This is a genomic window from Opitutus sp. GAS368 (assembly GCF_900104925.1).
Taxonomy (GTDB): Bacteria; Verrucomicrobiota; Verrucomicrobiia; order Opitutales; family Opitutaceae; genus Lacunisphaera.
Genome location: NZ_LT629735.1, coordinates 3,062,467 through 3,085,738, shown reverse-complemented (window position 1 = coordinate 3,085,738; position 23,272 = coordinate 3,062,467). Strand labels below are relative to the sequence as shown.

The following is a 23,272-nucleotide window of genomic DNA, read 5'->3' as shown; positions in this document are numbered from 1 at the left end:
ATGCCGCACCTTCCCCGTTTTTTCCTGCTGCTGGCCTTCGCATTCGCCGGCTCTGCCGCGTGGGCCGGAAGCTTGCCCGCCTATGCGCCCGAGGGCGCGCTGGCGGGAGAACTGCACCTCATGGGCACGGATGTGATGGACACCCTCACGCTCGCGTGGCTCGAGGTTTTCCGGCGAGCGCATCCGCAGGTGGAGGCGACGCAGGAGGCGCGCGGGGCCAATACGGTGTTCCCGGGCCTGCTGAGCGGGGCCAGCCAGCTCGGACCGCTATCGCGCGAGGCCTCGGCCCAGGAGGTGGCCGCCTTCACCAAAAAATTCGGCTATCCCCCCACGGCGATCCGCGTGACCCTCGGCACCTACGCCGACTTTGGCCTTTCCCCTCCCATCGTGATCTTTGTCCACCGGGACAACCCGCTCAAGGAGCTCACCCTGGCGCAACTCGAGGAAATTTTTGCGCGCGATGGCAAGATCACCACCTGGGACCAGCTGGGCCTGACGGGTGAATGGGTGGGCCGGCCGATCGCTCTGTGGGGCCTGCGGCTGCCGAACGGCACCGCGACTTTTTTCCAGGCCGCCGGCATGCACGGGCGTGATTTCCGCCCGACCATGATCCTGCGGCCGGCGACCGACGGATTGTCCCGCAGCGCGCAACGCGCGGCCAACGGCGGCGTGCAGGCCTTCGTCGACATTCTCGCCGGAATTGCGCAGGACCGGTTCGCCCTCGGTTATGCCGCCCCCGGCTACAATCGGGCCGGGGTCAAGATGCTCGCCTTGGCGCCGGCCGCCGGCATCCCGGCCGCCAGCCCCACGCCGAAAAACATCGCGAGCCTGCGCTACCCGCTGGTCCGCTTCACCTACCTTTACCTCAATCGCGCCCCGGGAGCAGCTCTTGAACCCAACGTGAAGGAATTCCTGCGGATTGTGCTCAGCTCCCAGGGCCAGGATCTGGTGGCGGAGCGCAGCGGGTTTCTGCCGCTGCCCGCCTCCGTTGTGCGCGAGGAACTCGCCAAGCTGGGCAGACCGCCTTCCCCATGAACCTCCGTCGCTCGCCCGTCGCCCCATACGCCCTGACCGCCTTGCTGGCCGTCGTGACGCTCGCGGCGGTGCCGTTGCCGGTCGACCCGGCATTGCCGGCCTACCAGCCGCACCCCTATGATCAGGCCAAGAACGCCGGCTATCTGCTGCCGGATGGCTCGATCCGGATCATCGGGGCGCAGGGCATGGACGTCGCGTTCAAGAATCTCAACGCCCTTTTCACGCAGTCCCACCCCGGGGTGAAATTCACGATGGAGTTGAAAAGCGCCGCCACCGCCATCGGCGGGCTTTACACCGGAGTGTCGGCGTTCGGACCGACCGTGCGGGCCTTCTGGGTCGCTGAGATCGGCGCGTTCCGGATGACGTTCGGCTACGAGCCCATCGCCCTCAAGGTGGCGCACGGCGCCTTCGCGGCGGTCAGCAAGGCCAATCCCATCGCAATCTTCGTCAACCGCCGCAATCCGGTCGACAAACTCACCACCGGGCAGGTGGCGCGGATTTTTTCCACCGGCGGAGGCCGGGGCGACATCACGTTTTGGGGCCAGGTTGGCGCCACGGGGGATTGGGCGCGTCACCGGATTCATCCGATCGGGCCGAGCCCGACCAACGGCAACATCCAGGGTGTCGCAATTTTCATGAAGCAGACTCACTTCGACGACCGGCCGCTCGCCGCGAACTACGAGGAAGCGCTGAACACGGCGGAAGTGTATCGACGGGTGAGCGAGGAAACCTCGGCCATTGGTTTCGCGAGCTTTGACGGTATCCAGGGCAAGAACCTGCCCGAAGTGAAGATCGTCGCCATCGCGGACCGCGAGGACGGCTACTATTCCAGCGCCTCGCCGGAGGATGTGCGCACGCGGAAATATCCCTACACGCGCGACATTTACATCTACGTGAACCGCGCGCCGGGTCAGCCCCTGGATCCTTTCGTCCGGGAATACCTGCGGATGGTGCTTTCGAAGGAAGGCCAGCAAGCCTTTATCGCCCAGGAAGCCGGTTTCCTGCCCCTCGATGCCGGCGAAGTCGCCGCCGAGCTCGCCAAATTGAACTAGCCGGCTTCGCACCAACCGCGCGCCCGGCCGACCCATCTCCATGAAACATCACCTCATTCATTCCTGCATCGCAAATCTGCTGCTCACCGCCGCGTTGGCCGGCACGGCCGGTCCGGCCCGGGCCGGCTCCACCTACCCGGAATATGTCCCCGGCGGCAAACTGGCCGGCGAATTCCATGCGATGGGTTCGCCCACCATGGATACCATCACCCTCGGGTGGATAGAATTATTTCGCGCGGCGCATCCCGAGACCGAGGACGCCACCACCATGGAGGCCCGCGCCAACACGACCGTGGTCACCGGCCTGATCAGCGGACAGAGCCACGTCGGACCCGCGTCACGGGCGCTCTTTCCCGGCGAGCGGGAGGCGTTCGTGAAGAAATTCGGCTACGAGCCCACCCAGATTCTCGTCTGCGGTGGTGCCTACGACCGCGTGGGGTATTCGCCGGCGCTCGCGATCTACGTCAACGAGGACAATCCCCTGCAGGCGATCACCCTCGCGCAGCTGGAGGAGATCTGGGCCCAGGGGGGCAAAATCACCACTTGGGGCCAGCTCGGCCTGACCGGCGAGTGGGCCGACAAACCCATCGCCCTTTACGGCCTCAACCTGCCCAACGGCATTGCAACGTTCCTCCAGGAAGCCACCATGCACTCGCGCGAGTTTCGTTCGGGAATCTCCACCCGGGCGACGGACCGTTCCGGCGTCGTGGTCGTGCGGGCGCTCAGCGGCATGGTTGGCGCCGTCGGCGGCGATCGCTACGGCCTGTGCTATGCCGGCGCGGCCAACACCCAACCGCACACCCGGATGCTGGCGATCTCACCCGGTGCGGGCCGGCCCGCGGTAAAACTGGCGCGGGACACCGTGCTGGATCGCTCCTACCCGCTAAGCCGTTACCTCTACCTCTACATCAACCGTGCGCCCGGGAAGCCGGTCGAGGCCAAGGTCAGGGAATTTCTTCACGTCGTCCTGAGCCGGCAGGGACAGGAACTCATCACCCGCCGCAGCCCCCTGCTCCCGTTGCCACCCGAAGTCGTCCGCGAAGAGCTGGCCAAGATCGACTGATGCTCTCTTCCCCGGCGTCAAAAGATGACATTTCCGGCGACCGGACCCGCCGCCGGCGCGAACGCCATCGGGGCTCCAAACAGTGAAGATCCCCGGAGCAAGCTCCGGGGCCTTTGATAAAGACAGCCGCCAACTCATCGGGCCCATCCCCATCCATTCCGTTCCTTGTAGGAGCCTGCTTGCAGGCGATTCCGGGGGCTCATCGACGGACCGTAAACAAGATCGCCTGCAAGCAGGCTCCTACACTCCGACCAAGCCGGAGCAACCACAGTGTCGGTCTGCCTGTTCGTCACTATCGTCCTTGTTGTTGCTGCCTCCCCACAAGTAGCTTCCGGAGTTTGCCGATAGCGACTGTCAGACCATGGTGCCTGCGTTGTGAAGGTTTCGTTCCGTGAGATGCCTACACCATGTCCACCCAGGCTTCCGGCGGCAGTCTCCGGTGAAAAAAAGGAAGCCCTGCAACCACTTGGGCTGCGGGGCTTAAACTGGCGGGATGGACGAGACTCGAACTCGCGACCTTCTGCGTGACAGGCAGACGCTCTAACCAACTGAGCTACCACCCCGGAAAACGGTTAAGAGGCCGAATCGTTCGCAGGCTGTCAAGCGTGCTTTGGAAATGATCCGGCGGCTCATTTCTGGAAGAATTTCAGGGCACTCTGGCGGTCTTTTTCGATCTGCCGCCGCAGTTCCTCCATGCTGCCGAACTTGCTCTCCGGCCGGAGGAAATGAAGCCAGTTGACGGTCAGTTTGTCGCCATAAGTGAGCGACGAAGTCTCCAGCAGGTGGACTTCCAGCAACGGCCGGGTGGTCTGCTCCACCGTCGGCCGCAGGCCGTAGTTGGCCACGCCCTTCAGGGGCTTCTTCTGCCCGGTCAAAACCTCCACGACATACACCCCGTAGGCCGGCCTGAGTTCGGGTTCCCAGGCCACGTTGAGGGTCGGAAACCCGATGGTGCGGCCGAGCTGCTTGCCCCGCTCCACCACGCCCTCCGCGAAATAGGAATAGCCCAGCAGGGCGTTGGCCTCGGCGACGGCCCCGGCCGCCAGCAGCTCCCGGATGCGCGAGCTGCTGATCGGCGCACCGTTGTGGTTGAGCCGGGGCGCGCTGAAGACCGCGAGGCCGGCCTTGCGCGCCTCCTCGACCAGCACGGTGACGTCACCGGCCCGGTCGCGCCCGAAGCGCCAGTTCTCACCGACATACACCGCCGCCAGCTGCGGCAGACAGCGCCGGAGGAAGGCCACGAACTCGCGGGCATCGATCCCCGCAAACTCCCGGGTGAAGCCCTGCTCGACGAGGAAATCGATCCCCAGTCCGCCGAGCACCCGGCGTTTCATCGCCGGTGACATCAGCTGCGGCACGGGTTGGTCGGGCCGGAAGAGCACGCTTGGGTGCGGCCAGAACGTCAGCACCCCGGCCAGGCCGCCGCTGCGGCGGGCCGAGTGGATGGCGGACTCGATCACGGACTGGTGCCCGAGGTGCACGCCGTCAAACATGCCGATGGCCAGGTGCAGCGGCTGCGCCGGCAGCGTCGCGCGCTCGAGACCGTCGAACTGGAGCAACGCGCTCACAGCGCCACGCGGGGCGCCGCCTCGTAGACGGGGATCAGGCGCCTTTCGATTTCCGGCAGGCTCAGTTTCTCGATCTCGTCCAGCGGCAGGCACTGGGCGATCTTGAACTGGCCGCTGCCCGTGCGGCGCAGCGCCGACAGGTGGGCGCCGCAACCGAGTTTCTGCCCGAGGTCGTGCGCGATGGTGCGCACATACGTGCCCTTGGTGCAGTGCAGGTCAAAGGTCAGTTTCGGCCGTGCGAACGACAGCAGGTCGAACGCCGCCACGCGGATGAACCGCGGCTCGCGCTCCACTTCCTCGCCCTTCCGCGCCAGGTGGTAGAGCTTCACGCCGCCGATCTTGATGGCCGAGTGCATCGGGGGCGTCTGGTATTGGTCGCCGAGGAAGGTCTTCATCGCCTCGAGCACCTGCGCCTCGGTCAGCTCCGGCACCGGGCGCGTCTCCATGATCTCGCCCTCGGCGTCCTGCGAGTCCGTGACGACGCCCAGCGTGGCCTCGCCCTCGTAGATCTTGTCCACGCTCATCAGGTATTGGGAAATGCGGGTCGCCTTGCCGATGAGCATCACCAGCACGCCGGTCGCCATCGGGTCGAGCGTGCCCGCATGGCCGATCTTCTTCATCTGCAGCTTGCGCCGCAGCCGGTAGACCACGTCGTGCGACGTCAGGCCCCTGGGCTTGTCCACGAGCAACACGCCCTCCATTTCCTTGGCCTGCTGGAGGCTCATGGGGCGATTGGAATGTAGGAGCTTGCTGGCAAGCGATTCAACATGGGTTCGTCGGTGAAAATCCTGAGGTCGCTTGCCAGCAAGCTCCTACAACTTGGCGTCGACCTCGGCCAGGCGCGTGGTGATCGCGGCGATCAGCTTGGGGTAGAACGCCCCGAGCGTGTCCGGGCAGTTCAGGCCCGCGGCGCTCGCGTGCCCGCCGCCCTGAAACCGGGCCGCGAGGGTATCCATGCGCAGGCCGTCGTGCTTGGCCCGCAGGCTGGCCTTGATGATCCCGGGGCGCTCCTCGATGAGCACGCCGATCTCCACGCCCTCGATGGAACGCGCGTAGTCGACCAGGCCCTCGGTATCCTCGACCGACGCGCCGATCTCCTCGAAAATGCCGTTGCGGAGCACGCCGATGCAGACCCGGCCGCCGCATTCAAGTTTCAGCGAACCGATGTAATATTGCAGGAGCTTCAGCTTGCCGAAGGACTCGCGCTCGTAGAGCTCCTGGCCGGCCAGCGCGGGCTCGGCGCCGCGGGCCACGAGCTCGGCGGCCAGGTGGAAGACGCGCACCGAGGTGGAGGCAAAGCGGAACTGCCCGGTGTCGGTCATGATGCCGGTGTAGAGCGCCTGGGCCGTCGTCTTGTCGATGGGCAGGCCCGCGTCGAGGAAGAGGCCGGTCAGCACCTCGGCCGTGGCGGCGGAGGCGGTGTCGACGAAGTTATGCCGGCCGAAACCGTCGTTGGAGAGGTGGTGGTCGAAGCAGGCGAACGGCTCCGGGTAGAGCTCCTTCATGCGGTCCCCCGCCCGGCCGTGGTCGGCGCAATCGGTGTAGAGCGGCACGCGGCCGTCGTGCTTGACCTCGTCGCGCTGGAAAAACGGCGTGTCCCCGAGCAGGAAGCGGATGCGGCGCGGCACCTTGTCGGGGTTGACGCCGATCGCGTCGATCCCGTGGGCCCGGAGCACGCGGCAGAGGGCCACCTGCGAGCCGATGCAGTCGCCGTCGGGGCGCTGGTGGCCGATGACCACCACGCGTTTGCCCTTCAGCTCCTTGAGCAGGTCGATGAACTGGGCGGCGAACTGCGGGTAAAACAGCTTCACGTCGACTTGGTCTCGCGGTCGATTTCCCCCAGCAGGGTCTCCACGCGCAGGGTGCGCGGGGCGTGGTTGTCGTGCACAAAGGCCAGCAGCGGCACGTGGCGGATGATGACGTTCTTCGCCAGCATCTCGCGGATCTCGTCGCGGTGGCGGACGAGCCATTTGCCGGCCTTGGCCGCCTCGGCCTCCTCGCCGAGCACGGAATAAAACACCTTGGCCTCGCGCAGGTCGCCGGTGATCTCGACGCCGGTGATGGTGATGCCCACCGTCTCGGCGGCGTGCTTCTTCCGCAAATGGGCGCTGACTTCGCGCTGCAGGAGCTCGTTGACGCGGAGAAGGCGGTTGCTGCTCATTGAAAGCGGGAAGCGGTGAGCTTTAAGCTGAAAGCCGCTTTAAAGGATGCGTCATTTGCCGGTTGTTTTGGAAGCTTAAAGCCTGTCGCTTAGAGCCTGGAACGCGCCGCTGGCGCTCAGAGCGAGGCCCGGACCTTCTGGACCTCGTAGCACTCGATCCTGTCGCCGGGCTGGTAGCCGTCGTAGCCGTCGAGGCGGATGCCGCACTCGAGGCCGGCGCGCACCTCGTTGGCGTCGTCCTTGAAGCGACGCAGCGTGCCGATCTTGCCCTCGAAGACGGATTCCTTGCCGCGGCGGACGCGGGCGGTGATGCCGCGGTTGATCTTGCCCTCGGTGACGAGGCAGCCCGCGACGAAACCCTTGGCGACGGGGAAGACCTGGCGCACCTCGGCGCCGCCGAGCTTGTTTTCCTTGAGGTCGGGATCGAGCAGGTCGGCCATCAGTTCCTTCACGCGGTCGCCGAGCTCGTAGATGATCTCGAAGCTCTCGATCGTCACGCCGTGGTGCTTGGCCAGGGCCGTGACGCCGTTCTCCTGCTTCGTGTTGAAACCGATGATGACGGCCTTGCCGGTGCTGGCCATGAGGACGTCGTTCTTGCTGATGACGCCGACATCCGCCGCGACGATGTTGAGGGAGACCTTCGCGCTCTTGATGCCCTCGAGCACGTTCTGGACGGCCTCGAGCGAGCCGAAGACGTCGGACTTGAGCACGACGCGCAGGACCTTGGCCGTGGTGGCCGCAATGTTGGCGAACAGGGCGTCGATGGAGATATCCTTCGGCACCGCGTCATCGGTGACGGTGGACTTCTTGAGCAGGTCCTCCGCCTCCTCGGCGAGGCGCTCGGCCTCGCGGGCGTTCTTGGCGGTGAAAAACTTGGCGCCGGAATCGGGCGAGCCCGACCAGCCGATGACGCGCACGGGCATGGCCGGCGGGGCTTCCTTGATGGTGTTGCCCTGGTCGTCGAACATGGCGCGGACCTTCGCGTAGTGCGGGCCGCACACGAGGGCGTCGCCCACGCGGAGGGTGCCGCGCTGCACGATGACGGTGGCGAGCGGGCCGCGACCCACGTCGACCTGGGACTCGATGACGACGCCGCTGGCCTCGGTCTTGGCGTTGGCCTTGAGTTCCAGCACGTCGGCCTGGAGCAGAATCATGTCGAGCAGTTCGCTGATGCCCTGGCCCTTGATGGCGGCCACGGGCACGGTGACGGTCTCCCCGCCCCAGTCCTCGGGCGCGATCTGGCGCTCCTGCATCTGCTGCTTCACGCGGTCCAGGTTCGCGCCCTTCACGTCCATCTTGTTGACGGCGACCATGAGGGCGACCTTGGCGTCCTTGGCGTGCTGCAGGGCCTCGTCGGTCTGCGGCATGAAGCCGTCGTCCGCCGCGACCACGAGCACGGCGATGTCGGTAACGGAGGCGCCGCGCGCGCGCATCTTGGTGAAGGCGGCGTGGCCGGGCGTGTCGAGGAAGGTGATCTTGCGGCCGTTGTGCTCGACCTGGTAGGCGCCGATGTGCTGCGTGATGCCGCCCGCCTCGCCGGCGGCGACATTGGCCTTGCGGATGGCGTCGAGCAGGGAGGTCTTGCCGTGGTCGACGTGGCCGAGGATGACGACCACCGGGGGACGCGGGGCGAGGTTCTTGATGTCCTCCTCGCGCGCCTTCTCCTCCTTGTTGATCTTGGCCTTCTCCGGCGTGACGACGGGCGCCGCGGCCTCGCCGCGGTGCTTGATGTCGAGCAGGAAGCCGTGCTTCTCGGCGACCTTGGTCGCGACGGCCTCGTCAATGGACTGGTTCATCGACGCGAAGATGCTCATCTCCATGAGCTCGGAGATCAGCTTGAAGGGCTTGAGGCCGAGCGCCACGGCGAACTCGCGGACGATGATCGGCGGCTTGAGATGGATGATTTTGACGCCGCCCTCCTCGGTGACGCTGATGGTGCTCGCGGCCGCGGTGGGCACAACGGGCGTCAGCGGCGGGTTCTTGGCAATCTGCGGCGACGGCGCCAGCGGCGGACGGGCGAAAGACGGCACCGGCGGCGGGAGAACGGGGGCCTTGTTCATCGGCGGCGGCGCGACCGGGGCGGGGCGGGGTGCCGGCGCCGGAGCAGCAGCGGGACGGGGCGGCAGCGGCGCGGGGGCGGCGGGGCGCGCCGCAGCCATCGGCGGGAGCGGCGGCGCCTTCATCGTGGGCGCCGGCGGCGGCTTGGGCGCGGCGACCGGGGCCGCGGGATTGGCGGCGGCGCGCGCGGCCGCGGCGGCCTTGGCCACCTCTTCCTTCTCGCGCACGATATCCGCGGCCGACTTCACAAAAACCCCGGCGGGCAGCTTGAGCGCGGGCACCTCGGCCGGGGCGGGCGCCGCCACGGCGACGGCCGGCGCGGCGGCCGGCTTGCCGTATTTCTTCTCGATCTCGTCGTAGTAGATCTTGCTGACGGTGCTCGACACCGACTTCGTGTCCGCCGCGACATAGCCCTGCTCCTTGAGCCAGGACAGCATGTCCTTGGGCTCAACGTTGTATTGCTTGGCGATCTCGTGGATGCGGGCGCTCATTCAGTGGTGCGGGCGGGTCAGGAAATATTTGGCGTGGCGACTCAGGAACCGGAAACCTTGGCGATGAGGCCGGCGGCCTCCTCCTCGGTGAAACCGAAGCCGACCAGGTCGGCGGCCTCGACGCCCTCGAAGGCGGCGGGTGAATTGATGCCGTTGGCGACCAGGCGCTCGGCGACGGCCTTGTCGAAGCCGTAGGTGTTGACGAACAGGCCGATGGCCTGCGCGCGCGGGTCGGCGGTGACGACCTTGAACTCCTCGATGTCGAGGCGCCAGCCCACGAGGCGGGAGGTCAGGCGGGCGTTCTGGCCCTTGCGGCCGATGGCGACCGCGAGGTCGTCGTTCACCACGCGGACGAGCATGCGCTTGTTTTTCTCGTCGAGGACGATCTCGCGCGGCACGGCCGGCTTGAGGGCCTCGATGAGCATTTCCTTCGTGTCGGCGTGGTAGGGAATGATGTCGATCTTCTCGCCGCCGAGCTCGCGCACGATGCTCTTCACGCGGGCGCCGCGGGCGCCGACGCACGCGCCGACCGGGTCGACCTTCGGGTCGGTGCTGGTGACGGCGATCTTGGTGCGGTAGCCCGGCTCGCGGGCGAAGGCCTCGATCTTGACGGTGCCGTCGGCGATCTCGGTGACCTCGAGCTCGAAAAGGCGGCGGACAAACTTGGGGCTGGCGCGGCTGAGGATGATCTCGGGGCCGCGGCTGCTGTTCTCGATCTCCAGCAGGATGCAGCGGATGCGCTCGCCCGGGGCGTATTCCTCGCCCGGGACCTGCTCCTTGCCCGGCATGACGGCCTCGGCCTTGCCGAGGTCGATGAAGAGGTCGTTGCGCTCGCGGCGGCGGACGGTGCCGCTGACGATGTCGCCCACGGAGTCCTTGAAGTCGTCGTAGATGCGCTCCTTCTCAAAGGCGCGGAGGCGCTGCATGATGGCCTGGCGGGCCGTCTGCGCGGCGATGCGGCCGAGGTAGGACGGGTCGATCTCCTTGTCGATGGTGTCGCCGATGACGGCGCCCGGCTTGAAGACCTGGGCCTTCTCGACGTGGATCTGCAGCTTCGGGTCGGACACGGAGTCGACCACCTTGAGCTGGGACCAGGCGTTCAGCTGGCCGTTCTTCGGGTTGATCTCGATCTTGAGCTCCTGGCCCGAGTTCACGCCTTTCAACGCCGCGGTCTTGATCGCGTTGACGATGGTGGAGATCATATCGGCACGGGGAATGCCCTTCTCCTTCTCCATGTATTCGAGGACGGACAGGATTTCGCTGCTCATGGTGTGTTTGGATTAATGAGGAAAAAAAAGGCGGACCCGAGGGCCCACCTTTTAGAAAGTGAACTAGTTATAGGGGGTGGAAGGTATGAAAGCGCCTTAACGCTTGTCAAGCCCCCGGCCAGATTTCTCTGCGTCAGCGACTTGCGCGTGCTTCATGCTCCAAAATCCACCCCAATAATCCCTGCCCCCAACCATGGCAAAGCGGGGAGGCGCCACGGCCCGCCACGCCCAGTTTTTGAAGAGCCGAGCGCATTTGGCCGGGCACATCCCCGAGAAACCAGTGAAACCACACGATTCCGGGATCATTTCCGGCCTCGGCGGCGGCCAACGGCAGGAAACCGTCGCATACCAGGTTGTCCAATCGCGTGCCGCCGACGGCCCCGCCCATGAGGTCGCGGGCAAATGCCTCGCGCCGTTTCGCCAGGCCCAGGGACTGGCGTGCCAGCCTGGTCGGCGTCGGGCCACCGAATTCCTGGAGTCGCGGCGACCCCGCCGCGAGCCGGGCACCATCCGCGGCGGGGTCGCCGCAGCTCCAGGCAGCGTTCGGCAGAGTCTTCGCCATCTCCCGCAAGCGCCCCGGCCAATCCGGATGCGCCGCAACCCAGGCCTGATACTGCCGCAACCGCGCCCGCGGATGGTTCGCCGGCCGCACGCCCTGCGTCTGCCACCGCGTCCCGCTCCCTGCATAGACCTGCGCAATCTCGACGCCGCCGGCCCACGCCTCCAGCGGATATTTCGTCGCCACGGTCAGCATCGCCGCGCGGTTGTGACGGTAACCGAGAATCTCGAGCGCGGTGCAATGCGCCGCCGCCGTCCACCCCACCCGCTCGATGCGCAGTTTGGCGAAGCGCACCTTCTGCCGCCAGCGATCGGCCGCCTTCTCGCGGAGCAAACCGGGCAGTTTTTCCGGCGGCGTGGCGGCCAGCCCGGCGAATTTCTCCCACGCATCCCGCGCCGTGATGACCTCCAGCGCCTCGTCCGACGCATATTCCTCCAGGTCGCGATGCAACAGCGGCAACAGCACGAGCGTCGGGATCTCCCGGCCGTCGCCGCGCACCGCCGGCCGCTCGTCCGCCCTGGGCGGGAACAGCACCACGTGCAAGGCGACATGGTTGTAAGCCCGGTCCGTCTCGTGTTGGTGCGCCCGCCAGTCCGCCACGTGGAAGTGCACCTCGATGTCACCTATGATGCTCTCGCCCCCGATCACCAGCTGCGCGCCGCGAAAATCCGGCCCGCCGAGCAGATTCCAGGCGCCGAACGCGCGGATCTCCAGCGGCCGCCCGTCGGCCAGCACCAGCCGCGTCCGGTCGAAATCCCCGCGCAGCCAGATCTTCTGCACCACCTTTTCGGTGAGCGTGAACGGGCCGTAGAGACCCTGCATCTCCGCGACGGAATCGGTGTTGATGGCCATGGCTGCAATCTCCGGTGCGCCTGTGGCCCCACGCACGATTTCTGGCCTCAAGAGCTAGAAAACAAACCCGCCGGCGGCGAGCCGAAATTCTTTCGCCCGGGCTCGCCCCGGCCCCGACCACCGGCCGGACGATTGGCGCCGTGCCGCCTGTAGCGGGGTCGGCCTTGGTCGGTAATACCTCCAACCTTGCTCCCATCGGATGAAACTAAGCCGCACCTGCGCCGTCTTGTCGTAGGTCCCCACCCGGCCACCCTAACAAGCCTCTCCCCTGCCGGATGATAGCCAACTGGTATAGCCCATGAAAAACCTCGCTTCCCTCCCCGTCTCTTCCCGATTTGCCCGCCAGCTTGTGCTGGGTGTCACGGCCACCTTTATCGCCACCGCTTTGCCGGCGCAAACCGCGACCGAAACCCCGCCGGCCGCCCCGGTCATGGTGCCGGCGCCGGTTGACGCGGGTGGCACGCCGGGAGAGCCGAACAACAACGGCAACAACCGTCGCGCCAATTTCAACCCGGCCGAAATGCAGGCGCGCATGCTGGCCGCCTTGCGCACGCAGCTGGACGTTCCGGACGACGCCGAATGGGCTCTCATCTCGGAGCGGGTCACGAAGGTTTTCGAGATGCGCCGCAACCAGCTCATCTCCGGCCTGGCGGGCGGCCGCCTGGCGGGCCGCTTCGGCGGCCAGGTCGACCCGGAGCAGGATGCGCTGCGGACCGCGATCTCCGACAAGCTTCCCGACACGGAAATCAAGGCCCGCCTCGCCCGGCTGCGCGATGCCCGCAAACAGAACGAGACCAGGCTGGACCAGGCCCGCGAGGAGCTGCGCGCCGTGTTGAGCGTCCGCCAGGAAGCGGTGCTGGTCATGGCGGGCCTGTTGAACTGAGCGCCCGCCGATTCCGCCCATGTCCACCGCTCTCGACGACGGGATCCTGCCGCCCTTGCTGACCCGGATGATTGCGGACCGGCAGCTCACGCCGACCGACGCCCGCGCCTTTCTCGCCCGGCAGCCCGCCGCGGCCAGCCTGACGGAGGAGGACACGCTGCGCTGGCTGGCGCAGGAATACGGCCTGGACTACACGGCCCTCGACGAACTCGAGCCGGACAAGCAGGTGCTCGCCCTTTTCCCCGCGCGGTTGTTGTTGCGCGATGAACTCCTGCCGCTGCGGCGCACGGCCGGCCGGATCGAGATCGCCACGAGCCGCCTCTTCGACACGCACGGCCTCGACGGCCTGAAGAATCTCACGGGGCTGCGCTTGCGCCCGGTGCTGGCCCCGGCCGCGACCATCCGCCGTGAACTGAAGGAACGCCTCGGCGTCGGCGCCGACACCATCGACACCCTCGACGAGGCCAGCGGCCTGCAGGTCGTGGACGACAGCGGCGGTACCGACGACACGAACCTCGACGAGGCGGCCGAGGACGCGTCGATCATCCGCTTCGTCAACCAGGTCCTGAAGGACGCGATCGACCTGCGCGCCTCGGACATCCACCTCGAGCCCTTCGAGGACGAACTGCGCATCCGCTACCGCATCGACGGCGTGCTCCAGGAGATTCCCGTGCCGGCGCAGGTGAAGCGCTTCCAGCCGGCGATCGGCGCCCGCGTGAAGATTCTCAGCCACCTCAACATCGCCGAGAAGCGCCTGCCGCAGGACGGCCGCATCAAGGTCCGCATCGACGGCGCCGAGGTGGACATCCGCGTCTCCGTGATCCCGATGCTCCACGGCGAGGCGGTGGTGATGCGCCTCCTCCGCCAGAACCAGACCCTGCTCGGGGCGAAGGAGCTGGGCATGAACGCCCGCGAGTTCGCCTGCCTCCGCCGCGTGCTCCAGCTGCCGCACGGCATCGTGCTCGTCACCGGCCCGACCGGCAGCGGCAAGACCTCGACCCTCTACACCGCGCTGCACGAGATCAACGATTCCGAGCGCAAGATCATCACCATCGAGGACCCGATCGAATACCAGCTCAAGGGCGTCAACCAGATCCAGGTGTCGGAAAAATCCGGCCTGACCTTCGCCCGCGGCCTGCGCTCGATCCTGCGCCACGACCCCGACGTCATCCTCATCGGCGAAATCCGCGACCAGGAGACGGCGCAGATCGCGGTGCAGGCCTCGCTCACCGGCCACCTGGTTTTCTCGACGCTGCACACCAACGATGCGGCCGGCGCCGTCACGCGCCTGGTGGACATGGGCATCGAGCCCTACCTGGTGGCCTCCTCGCTCGAGGCGGTCCTCGCCCAGCGCCTGGTGCGCCTGCTGTGCCCCCAGTGCAAGACGGCCGACACGCGACCCGAGACGCGCGCCTTCCGGACCCGGCTCGCCCTCCCGCAGGAGACGGTCCTCTACCACGCGGTCGGCTGCCCCGCCTGCCGCCAGACCGGCTATCACGGCCGCCGCGCCATCTTCGAGTGGATGGATATCGACTCGGAAATCCGCCAGCTGATCCTGCAGCAGGCCTCGACCGACCTCATCCGCGCCGCCGCCGCCCGCGCCGGCATGACGACGCTCGGCGAGGACGGCGCCCGCCTGGTGCGGGAGGGCGTCACCACCATCGAGGAGGTCCTCGGCGCCACGACCATGCCCGAGACGCCCGCGCCCGGCCCGAAGCCCGGCGCCACCACCTGAGGCTCCCGCCCATGTCCCGGTTCTCCTACAAAGCCCTGCAGCCCGACGGGGTCCTGACCGAGGGACTTCTCGACGCCAGCAACCGCGCCGAGGCGATGCGGCAGGTCGAGGGGCTCGGCTTCCGGCCCATCCGCCTGACGGAAACCGCCAACGGCAACGGCGCGCACGCTCCCGCCGCCAACGGCACGCCCGCGACGGCTGCGACCACGGTTCCGTTCTGGCGGCTGTCCTCGGCGGGAAGCTCCGGCCGCATCTCGGCCCGCACGCTGGAAAATTTCACTCGCCTTCTCTCCAGCCTGCTCGCGGCCGGCGTGCCTTTCAGCCGCGCGCTGGTGATCCTCCACCGCGAGGCCACCGAGCCGGCGGCGAAGGCCAAGTGGAAGGAGATCCACGACCTGGTGGTCGACGGCCTGCCGCTGTCCGCCGCGATGGCGCGCTCGCCGCAGATTTTCCCCAAGGTCTACGTGGCCATGGTCGAGGCGGGCGAGACCGGCGGCTTCCTCGACGTGGTGCTCGCGCAGATCGCCGATTTCCAGGCGCGGGAAAAGGACCTCAAGGGCAAGGTGCTGACCGCCCTGCTCTACCCGGCCATCCTGCTGGTGCTCTCGCTCGGGGTGCTCGTCTTCCTGCTGGTCTTCTTCATCCCGCGATTCCAGCTCATCTTCAAGGGCTTCAACGCCACCCTGCCGCTGCTCACGCAGATGATCATCGCCGCGAGCGACGCGGTCCGCAGCTACGGGCTGTTCCTCGGCGCGGCGGCGGCCGTTGTCATCTTTTCCCTGCGCACCTGGTTCACCTCGCCGGCCGGCCGCCGGGCGTGGGAGGGCTTCGTCCTCCGCGTGCCCCGGATCGGCCCGCTGCTCGCGAAATTCGCCATGGCCCGCTTCTGCCGCATGCTCGGCACGCTGCTCGGCGCCGGCGTCCCGGTGATCAATGCCCTCAATGTCGCCCGCCGCTCCATCGGCAACCAGATCCTCGTCGACGCCGTCTCCACGTCGATCGACCGCGTCAAGGAGGGCAAGCCGCTCGGCCGGAGCCTCGCGCCGAACCGCGTGCTGTTCCCCGGCGCGGTCATCGAGATGATCACCGTCGCCGAGGAGAGCGGGCGCCTCGACCAGGAGCTGCTGCGCCTCGCCACGGTCACCGAGTCCGACCTCGACCGGCAGCTCAAGACCGTCGTCGCCTTCCTCGAGCCGCTGATGCTGTTCCTGATCGCGGCCTTCATCGGCACGATCTTCATCGGCATGGTCTATCCCATTTTCTCCCTGCAGGATCACATCAAATGATTTCTCCCATGAACCTCGCCCCCGCCTCCCGCCGCGCCCGGCTGCGCTCCTCCCGCGGCTTCACCCTCGTCGAGCTCCTGACGGTCCTCGTCATCCTCGGCATCCTCGCCGCCCTCGTGCTGCCCAAGTTCAGCGGCCGCACCGAGGAGGCCCGCGTCACCGCGGCGCAGACCCAGATCGCCGCCTTCGGCACCGCGCTGGACTCCTTCGAGGTCGACACCGGCAGCTACCCGCGCGGCCAGGACGGCCTCACGCAGCTCGTCGTGCGGCCCTCTGACGTCACCAACTGGCGCGGGCCCTACCTGAAGAGCGACATCCCCGTCGACCCGTGGGGCCATCCCTACATCTATGAGTATCCCGGCAAGGTGAACCCCAACGGTTACGACATCCGCTCCGCCGGCCCCGACGGCCAGGTCGGCACGGCCGACGACATCGTCAATGCCAGCTACACGGCAAAATAACCCCCGCCGACCCGGCGAGGGTGCGTTCACCCTCATCGAGCTCCTGCTGGTGCTGGCCCTCCTGGCGATCGTCACCGCCCTGGCCGCGCCGCGGATGATCTCGTTTTTCCGCGGCCGCGCGCTCAATGAGGAAGGCCGCCGCCTGCTCGCCCTGACCCACTACGCGCAAAGCCGCGCGGTGGCCGAGGGCGTGCCCGTCGTCCTGTGGCTCGATCCCGCCACCGGCACCTACGGCCAGAACATCCAGCCCGGCTTCACCGCACACGACGACCGCGCCTCGACCTTCTCGCTCGAATCCAGCCTCACCCTCGAGGTGCCCACCGGCGACGCGCCGCCCGTCTCGGAACTGGGCGACGAGCTCCTCGGCCTGCCGGAGGGCCGGCCCGTGATCCGCTTCACGCCCGACGGTTATTTCGACTACGCCAGCGTGCCGCGTTTTGTCCTGCGCCAGGGGACGGAGACCGCGCTGCAAATCGCGCCCGCCGCCAACCGGCTCGCTTACGAAATCCTGCCTTATGCGCCCACCCAGCCATAGCCGTGCGCCTGTCCGCCGTAGGCCCGGCGGAGGTGGATTCACGCTGGCCGAGGTGCTGGCGGCGCTGCTCTTCATGGCGATCGTCGTCCCGGTCGCCCTGCACGGCATGAGCGTCGCCAGCCGCGCCGGTGTCCTGGGCCAGCGCAAGGCCGCCGCGATGCGCGTCGGCGAGCGCGTGCTCAACGACCTCGCGATCACCGGCGGGTGGAATCAGGGCGCGACCGGCGGCAGCATCACCGAGGGCGACACGACCTATGCGTGGACCATGCAGTCGGTGACGTGGCCGTCGGATGCCATGACCCAGGTCACCGTGCAGGTCACCTTCACGGTGCAGGGCAATGATTACTCGGTGAGCCTCAGCACCCTCTTCGACCCGGCGGCCGCGCTCGCCACCGGCACCGCCAGCCCATGACCTTCCGCCGTTCCTCGTCGCCGCGCTCCCCCGCCGCCGGCTTCACGCTGATCGAGATCCTGCTCGCCACGCTGGTGGGCGCGATCGTGCTGCTGGTCATCAACGGCACGTTCTTCGGCGCGCTGCGCCTCAGCAACACGACCGAGGCTAGCATCGCGTCGGGCCTGGAACTGGACCGCGCACTCGGCATCGTCCGGCGCGACCTCGGCGGCGTGATGCTGCCGGGCAACGGCCTCGCGGGTCCGCTCCAGACCACGCTGGCCAGCTCGCTGTCGGGCGGCACCTACGGGGACCAGGTGGGCGCCAGCCTCTTCACCAACTCCGGCACGATCGACGGCTGGAATCCGTTTTCCGAGGTTCAGATGGTGGAATACTACCTCGCCCCGGCCAACGACGGCACCAACCGCCGGAACCTGCTGCGCGTCGTGACGCGCAACCTCCTGCCCGTCCAGACGGCGACCACGGACGTGCAGACGCTCCTCACCGGGGTGGCGGACGTCACGATGGATTACTACGACGGCACCGCCTGGACCGACAGCTGGGATTCGACGGTCACCTCCACGATGCCCACCGCGATCCGGTTTCAGGTCACCCTGGCCCGCGCGGATCCGCAGCAACCCGCGCCCGCCCCCATCGAGCTTTTGGTGCCGGTCCTCGTGACCACCAACGCCAGTCAGGCCGCCGCCGCTTCCGGAGAAACCGGCACATGAGGTCGCACCCGTCATCCTCCCGGCATCCGCACGGTTCGATCCTGATCATCGTGCTCTGGATCTGCCTCGGCCTCGTGGCGCTCACGCTCTACTTCGCCAACTCCATGAGCTCCGAGCTCCGGGCCGCGGACAACCGCGCCATGGAAATCGCCGCGCGACAGGCCGTCGCCGGCGCGGAGCGCTACGCCGCCCACGTCCTGACCACCTACATGAGCGACGGCACGGTGCCCCCCGCGACTTCCGCCACCGCGGGCTTCCCCTATCAGGCCGAGAACCTCGCCGTGGGCGACGCGCACTTCTGGTTCATCGGCCGCGACCCCAACCTCGCGCCCTCCACCGAGCCCGTTTTCGGCCTCGTGGACGAAGCCTCGAAGCTGAACCTCAATACCGCGACCCGCGCCATGCTGGAAAAGCTGCCCAACATGACGCCCGACCTGGCCGCGGCCATCGTCACCTGGCGCAGCCCGGCCGGCACCGCCGACACCTCCGGCAACACCTACGCGAGCCTCACGCCGCCCCGCCTCAACAAGGGCGCGCCCTTCGAAACCGTGGACGAGCTCCGCCTGGTCTACGGCGCCACGCTCGACCTCCTGTTCGGCGAGGACACCAACCGCAACGGCGCGCTCGACGCGAACGAGGACGACGGGGACCAGTCGCCGCCGCACGACAACCAAGACGGTCAGCTGCAACCCGGCCTGCTCGAGTATGTCACCGTCTACAGCGCCCAGCCCAACACGCGCCCCGACGGCACGCGCCGCGTCAACATCGCCACGCCGCAGACGCGCACCCAACTCGGGCCGCTCCTGCAGCGCCGGCTCAGCGCCGACCGCTCCACCGCCATCCTGAATCGCATCGGCAACAGCAATTTTGACAGTGTGGCGGCGTTTTTCATCGCCAGCGACATGAGCGACGCCGAGTTCGCCAAGATTCACACGGACCTGACCGCCACCGCCGGCGCCTCCTCGCCCGGCCTCGTCAACGTCAACACCGCCAGCGCCACGGTGCTCGCCTGCATCCCCGGCATCGACGCCGCCACCGCCGCCCAGATTGTGGCCTACCGCACGGCCCATCCGGAGACGCTCACCACCTTCGTCTGGCTCAGCGGGGTCATCGGCGACCCCGCCTTCCGCCGCGCCGGACCCTACATCACCGACCAGTCCTACCAGTTTTCCGCCGATGTCGCCGCCGTGGGCGGCAACGGGCGCGGCTATTGCCGCGAGCGCGTCGTGTTCGACCTCAGCCGCGGCACCCCGCGCATCGTCAACCGGCAGGACCTCAGCTCCGCCGGCTGGGCCCTCGGCGCCAGCGTCCGGCAGACCTACTCCGCCACCCAGCCTTCGGGCACCAACTCATGAAATGGCTCACTTCCCAGCGCCTGAACTCCGTGCTCGGCCTTGACCTCACCGGCGGCCGCCTGAGCGCTGCGCAGGTGACGCGGGCCAAGGGCGCCGTCGCGCCCGCCCGGTCCTTCACGGCCGCCCTGTCGCTCGATCCCTGGTCGGCGCCGGTCGAGGAGGCCGGCCGGGAAATCAAGCAGCACCTGGCCGCCGCCGGCCTGCGCGAGCGGCACTGCGTGGTCGCGATCCCCGCGCCCTGGATCATCAGCCGGCAGACGCAGCTCCCCGCCCTTTCGCCCGAGGACCTCGCCAGTTATCTGCAGCTCGAGGCCGAGAAGGGCCTGCCCTGCGATCCTTCGCAGGTGCGGCTCGTCCACTCGCTGTGCCACGCCGGCGGCGTGACCTACGCCACCCTGATCGCCGTGCGCACGGAGCCGATCGACCGGCTGACCGCCGTGCTCCTCGCGGCCGGACTCAAGCCCGTGAGCTTCACGCCGGGGCTGGCGGCGCTGCCCGACGTGGTGCCGCCCGGCGAGGGCCGCATCACCGTCGCCCTCGAGCCGGGCCAGGCGACGCTGCTGGTGGCCGCGGGCGGCGGCATCGCCGCGCTCCGTACCTGCGAAGTTGCGCCGGGCGACGCGGCCGCCGCGGGCTTGATCCGCGAGCTGCGCATCACTTGGGAGCAGGTCCCGGCCGCGTTGCGCGCCGGCGTGAAACGCCTGGAATTCAGCGGCGGCACGGCGGGCCAGCGCCCGTTGGCCGACCGCGTGGCCGCCTGGGCCCGCGCGGCCGGCCTGGCCGCGGGGCAGCCCGGCGCCGGCGACCAGCCGCTCGGCGGCCTGATGGCGGATCACATGGCGCAGCGCTGGCTGGAGGCCGGTGCCCCCGCCCTCGAATTCCTGCCGCCGCGCCCGAGCCGCTGGACCGCCTGGCTGGCGCGCTACGACTCGAAGCGGCTGGCCGTCGCCGGATTCGCGGTGGCCGCCGCCGCGGTGCTCGCGATCGGCGCGTTCGGCTGGCAGGAATACCGCCGCTGGTCCCTCCAGTCCGAATGGGGTGCGATGCAGCAGCAGGTGACCGGGCTCGAGGCGGTGCAGTCGCTCATCCGCGAATACCGCCCGTGGTATGACACCTCCTTCCACACCCTCAGCATCCTGCGGCGCGTCACCGAGAGTTTCCCCGACAACGGCAGCGTGACCGCGAAGTCGTTCGAGGTCCACGGCGCGACCGACGTCAGCATCAGCGGCACGGCCCGGGACAATCCCGCCCTGCTGCGCACCCTCGACCAGCTGCGGAAAACCCGGGAAATCCGCGACCTCAAGGTCGAGCAGATCCGGGGCAAGGCCCCCCTGCAATTCACCGTCTCCTTCCACTGGAGCAACCCGACCGGCCCATGAGCGCAAAACCCGTCAACCGCCAACGCCTCCTGATGCTCGTCGCCGCCGGCGGTCTGCTCCTCCTGGCGCTGGACCGCATCGTCTTCACGCCCCTCGGCCGGATGTGGCAGACCCATGCAACCGAGACCGTGCAGCTCCGTCAGACCGTCGCCAACGGCCACGCCGTGATCGACCGGGCCGCGCATACGCAACGGGCCTGGGCGGAAATGCAGGCCGGCGCCCTGCCGAAGGACGCGGCGCAGGCCGAGCAGGATCTCATCACGGCCTTCGACCGCTGGGGCCGCACCGGCAACATCGAGCTCGGCTCGATCAAGCCGCTGTGGAAACGCGGCGCCACCTCGCGCTATTCGCTGCTCGAGTGCCGCGTGGACGCCAGCGGCACGCTGCCGGCGCTGACCCGTTTCCTGCATGAACTGGAAGGATCGCCGCTCGCGCTCCGCGTCGAATCGGTCGCCCTGACCGCCCGCGACGACAACGGGCAGAAACTCGGGCTCACCCTGGTCGTGACCGGCCTGCGCCTGAGCCCCGCGGAGGGCCGCCAATGAACGCCCGTCGCTACATCACCGTGCTCCTCGCGATTCTCGCCGTCTTGGCCGGCGGCCGGGCCGACGACGCCCCCGCCAAGCCGGCGGTGGCCGCGCCTGCTCCCGTTCCCGCCCCCGCGGTCCGGGCCACGAGCACCGGGCCCGTCACCGGTCTCGCCGCCTTCCGGATCATCGAGGAACGGAATATCTTCAACCCGAACCGGGTCGGCCGGACCGTCGCGGGAACCGACACACCCGGCCCGCAAAACGACACCATCGCGCTGGTCGGCACCATGCACTATGAGAAGGGCCTCTTCGCCTTCTTCGCCGGCTCCAGCCCGACCTACCAGAAGGCCCTGCATGAAGGGGAGCTGATCGCGCAATACACCGTGACACGGATTGCCAAGGACAGCGTGGATCTGACCCGCGACGGGCAGAAGCTCACGCTGGCCATCGGGCAGGCTCTGCAGCGTCCGCCCGGCGGCGACTGGACCGTCACCACGCCGGTGGTCGCCGTGGCGCCCGCACCCGAGGCGTCCCGCCCCGCCGACCAGCCCGCTTCCGCTTCTCCGGTCGTTGCGGCCGACGCCTCCGAAACTCTCAAGCGGCTGATGGAAAAACGACAGCAGCAATTAAAACCATGAAAACCTCCCACCTTCTTCCCTGCCTCGGCCTCGCCGCACTGCGCGTGGCCGCGTTCGCGCAGGATACCACGCCCGCTTCGCCCGCGGCGCAGCCGCGGAACGAACCAGCCGCAGCCTTGGCGCAGGCTGGCGCGCCCGAGCCCGCGGGCCTGCGCTTCAATTTCCGCGGCGCCCCGCTGGAAACGGTGCTCAACTACATGAGCGACGCCGCCGGCTACATCATCGTGCTCGAGACCCCCGTGCGCGGCACGGTGGACATGTGGAGCTCGCAGGCCGTCTCGAAGGACGAGGCGCTGCAGCTGCTCAACCTGGCGCTCAACAAGAACGGCTACACCGCCCGCGTGCAGGGCCGCAACCTGATCGTCTCCTCCAAGGAGGACGCCCGGAAGCAGAACCTGCCCATCCACACCGGCAACGACCCCGCGGAGATCCCGCAGACCGCGGAGATGGTCATGCAGATCATCCCGTTGCGCCACATCGACGCCGCGGCGGCGGCGCGCGACCTCGGCACCCTGCTGCCGGGCTCCGCCACCGTGACGGCCAACGCGGACAGCAACTCACTCGTCGTCACCGACACCCAGATCAACGTCCACCACATCGTCGAGATCGTCGCCGCCCTGGACGGCTCGGCCGACAGCGCCTCCACCGTGCGCGTCTTCCCGCTGCGCAACGCCGACCCGGTGGAGATGGCCCAGCTGCTGACCAACCTCTTCGCCACCACCACAGGCATGACGCCGGCCAACAACGGCATCGTGAATGGCCTGCCCTTCGGCGGTGGCGGCCTCGCGCGGTTTTTTGGCGGCGGCGGTGGCGGTCCCGGCCAGGGTGGCGGGGGCAACAACGGCGGCAATGGGAACCGCAACGGCGCGACCGGCGGCGGCCGGCCCACCCCGGTGGTCGCCATCGCGGACCCGCGCACCTTTTCGGTCGTCGTCACGGCCTCGAAGACCCAGATGCCGGCCATCGCCGAGATGGTCGCCCAGCTCGACACCACCTCGGGCCGCAAGCAGAAGGTCTTCGTCTACACGATGGCCAACGCCGACGTGAAGCAGACCGAGGCCATCCTGAAGAATCTTTTCCAGAGCACGAACAACCGCAGCTCGACCTCGACGCAGGCCGACCCGCTGGGCACCCGCGCCAACAACAACAGCCAGACCACGGCCACGACCCCCTCTCTCACGATCGGCAATGGCAACGGAAACCGCAACCGCTGAGCCCCGCCCAACCTCAACGATCACTCC

Annotated in this window: 22 protein-coding genes and 1 tRNA gene; 15 read left to right on the top strand and 8 right to left on the bottom strand. The window is 68.2% G+C overall.

Features of this window, described 5'->3' with window-relative positions; translation table 11 throughout:
- Genes BLU29_RS13240 through BLU29_RS13230 form a run of 3 tightly spaced genes read left to right on the top strand, consistent with a single transcriptional unit; the run spans position 1 to position 3,150 of the window.
- Positions 1-1,035 carry a substrate-binding domain-containing protein gene (locus BLU29_RS13240; RefSeq protein WP_091058762.1) on the top strand — a complete coding sequence of 345 codons (1,035 nt, stop codon included), beginning with the start codon at positions 1-3 and terminating at the stop codon, positions 1,033-1,035.
- Entirely contained in the window at positions 1,032-2,087 is a 1,056-nt protein-coding gene (locus tag BLU29_RS13235; protein ID WP_091058760.1) for a substrate-binding domain-containing protein, read from the top strand. The genes BLU29_RS13240 and BLU29_RS13235 overlap by 4 nt, the downstream gene beginning before the upstream one ends.
- A 40-nt stretch (positions 2,088-2,127) precedes the next feature.
- Positions 2,128-3,150 (top strand): substrate-binding domain-containing protein, encoded by a 1,023-nt coding sequence (locus BLU29_RS13230; RefSeq protein ID WP_091058757.1) that lies wholly within the window; start codon positions 2,128-2,130, stop codon positions 3,148-3,150.
- 486 nt (positions 3,151-3,636) lie between these two features.
- On the opposite strand, the gene BLU29_RS13225 is transcribed toward BLU29_RS13230, so the two are convergent.
- The 8 genes from BLU29_RS13225 to BLU29_RS13190 all read right to left on the bottom strand — a co-directional run bounded on the left by BLU29_RS13225 (position 3,637) and on the right by BLU29_RS13190 (position 12,107).
- Positions 3,637-3,713: transfer RNA gene (locus tag BLU29_RS13225), tRNA-Asp, on the bottom strand.
- 66 nt (positions 3,714-3,779) lie between these two features.
- Entirely contained in the window at positions 3,780-4,718 is a 939-nt protein-coding gene (gene ribF / locus BLU29_RS13220; protein WP_091058754.1) for a riboflavin biosynthesis protein RibF, read from the bottom strand.
- The gene (gene truB, locus BLU29_RS13215; protein WP_091058753.1) at positions 4,715-5,443 is read right to left on the bottom strand and encodes a tRNA pseudouridine(55) synthase TruB; all 729 of its coding nucleotides are present in this window, start codon (positions 5,441-5,443) and stop codon (positions 4,715-4,717) included. Before truB ends, ribF begins: the two co-directional genes overlap by 4 nt.
- 87 nt (positions 5,444-5,530) lie before the next feature.
- Positions 5,531-6,529: a bifunctional oligoribonuclease/PAP phosphatase NrnA gene (locus tag BLU29_RS13210; protein WP_091058750.1), complete on the bottom strand. Its 999-nt coding sequence runs from the start codon at positions 6,527-6,529 to the stop codon at positions 5,531-5,533.
- A complete protein-coding gene (rbfA, locus tag BLU29_RS13205) occupies positions 6,526-6,879 on the bottom strand; it encodes a 30S ribosome-binding factor RbfA (protein ID WP_091058747.1) in 354 nt (117 codons plus the stop codon). Before rbfA ends, BLU29_RS13210 begins: the two co-directional genes overlap by 4 nt.
- A gap of 116 nt (positions 6,880-6,995) precedes the next feature.
- Positions 6,996-9,428 carry a translation initiation factor IF-2 gene (gene infB, locus BLU29_RS13200; RefSeq protein ID WP_091058744.1) on the bottom strand — a complete coding sequence of 811 codons (2,433 nt, stop codon included), beginning with the start codon at positions 9,426-9,428 and terminating at the stop codon, positions 6,996-6,998.
- Positions 9,429-9,469: 41 nt separating this feature from the next.
- Positions 9,470-10,696 carry a transcription termination factor NusA gene (nusA, locus tag BLU29_RS13195; protein WP_091058741.1) on the bottom strand — a complete coding sequence of 409 codons (1,227 nt, stop codon included), beginning with the start codon at positions 10,694-10,696 and terminating at the stop codon, positions 9,470-9,472.
- Positions 10,697-10,829: 133 nt separating this feature from the next.
- The gene (locus BLU29_RS13190) at positions 10,830-12,107 is read right to left on the bottom strand and encodes a DUF2851 family protein (RefSeq protein WP_091058739.1); all 1,278 of its coding nucleotides are present in this window, start codon (positions 12,105-12,107) and stop codon (positions 10,830-10,832) included.
- A gap of 298 nt (positions 12,108-12,405) precedes the next feature.
- On the opposite strand from BLU29_RS13190, the gene BLU29_RS13185 reads away from it, so the two are divergent.
- Genes BLU29_RS13185 through BLU29_RS13130 form a run of 12 tightly spaced genes read left to right on the top strand, consistent with a single transcriptional unit; the run spans position 12,406 to position 23,245 of the window.
- On the top strand, positions 12,406-12,990 hold the full coding sequence (locus BLU29_RS13185; protein ID WP_091058736.1) for a hypothetical protein: 585 nt from the start codon (positions 12,406-12,408) through the stop codon (positions 12,988-12,990).
- A gap of 19 nt (positions 12,991-13,009) precedes the next feature.
- Entirely contained in the window at positions 13,010-14,725 is a 1,716-nt protein-coding gene (locus BLU29_RS13180) for a type II/IV secretion system protein (protein WP_197677715.1), read from the top strand.
- 11 nt (positions 14,726-14,736) lie between these two features.
- Positions 14,737-16,011 carry a type II secretion system F family protein gene (locus BLU29_RS13175; protein ID WP_091058733.1) on the top strand — a complete coding sequence of 425 codons (1,275 nt, stop codon included), beginning with the start codon at positions 14,737-14,739 and terminating at the stop codon, positions 16,009-16,011.
- An 8-nt stretch (positions 16,012-16,019) separates the two neighbouring features.
- Positions 16,020-16,472, top strand: a complete 453-nt coding sequence (gene gspG / locus BLU29_RS13170) for a type II secretion system major pseudopilin GspG (RefSeq protein WP_091058731.1) — start codon at positions 16,020-16,022, stop codon at positions 16,470-16,472.
- A complete protein-coding gene (locus BLU29_RS13165; protein WP_091058728.1) occupies positions 16,450-17,007 on the top strand; it encodes a GspH/FimT family protein in 558 nt (185 codons plus the stop codon). Before gspG ends, BLU29_RS13165 begins: the two co-directional genes overlap by 23 nt.
- A complete protein-coding gene (locus BLU29_RS13160; protein WP_157693850.1) occupies positions 16,988-17,419 on the top strand; it encodes a hypothetical protein in 432 nt (143 codons plus the stop codon). The genes BLU29_RS13165 and BLU29_RS13160 overlap by 20 nt, the downstream gene beginning before the upstream one ends.
- Entirely contained in the window at positions 17,416-18,129 is a 714-nt protein-coding gene (locus tag BLU29_RS13155; RefSeq protein ID WP_091058723.1) for a type II secretion system protein GspJ, read from the top strand. The genes BLU29_RS13160 and BLU29_RS13155 overlap by 4 nt, the downstream gene beginning before the upstream one ends.
- Positions 18,126-19,484: a helix-hairpin-helix domain-containing protein gene (locus tag BLU29_RS13150; protein ID WP_091058721.1), complete on the top strand. Its 1,359-nt coding sequence runs from the start codon at positions 18,126-18,128 to the stop codon at positions 19,482-19,484. Before BLU29_RS13155 ends, BLU29_RS13150 begins: the two co-directional genes overlap by 4 nt.
- A complete protein-coding gene (locus tag BLU29_RS13145) occupies positions 19,481-20,863 on the top strand; it encodes a hypothetical protein (protein ID WP_091058718.1) in 1,383 nt (460 codons plus the stop codon). The genes BLU29_RS13150 and BLU29_RS13145 overlap by 4 nt, the downstream gene beginning before the upstream one ends.
- Positions 20,860-21,408, top strand: coding sequence for a hypothetical protein (locus BLU29_RS13140; protein ID WP_091058715.1), 549 nt, complete (start codon positions 20,860-20,862; stop codon positions 21,406-21,408). The genes BLU29_RS13145 and BLU29_RS13140 overlap by 4 nt, the downstream gene beginning before the upstream one ends.
- On the top strand, positions 21,405-22,031 hold the full coding sequence (locus tag BLU29_RS13135; protein ID WP_091058713.1) for a hypothetical protein: 627 nt from the start codon (positions 21,405-21,407) through the stop codon (positions 22,029-22,031). The genes BLU29_RS13140 and BLU29_RS13135 overlap by 4 nt, the downstream gene beginning before the upstream one ends.
- On the top strand, positions 22,028-23,245 hold the full coding sequence (locus BLU29_RS13130; protein WP_091058710.1) for a secretin N-terminal domain-containing protein: 1,218 nt from the start codon (positions 22,028-22,030) through the stop codon (positions 23,243-23,245). Before BLU29_RS13135 ends, BLU29_RS13130 begins: the two co-directional genes overlap by 4 nt.
- The last annotated feature ends 27 nt before the right edge of the window (positions 23,246-23,272 follow it).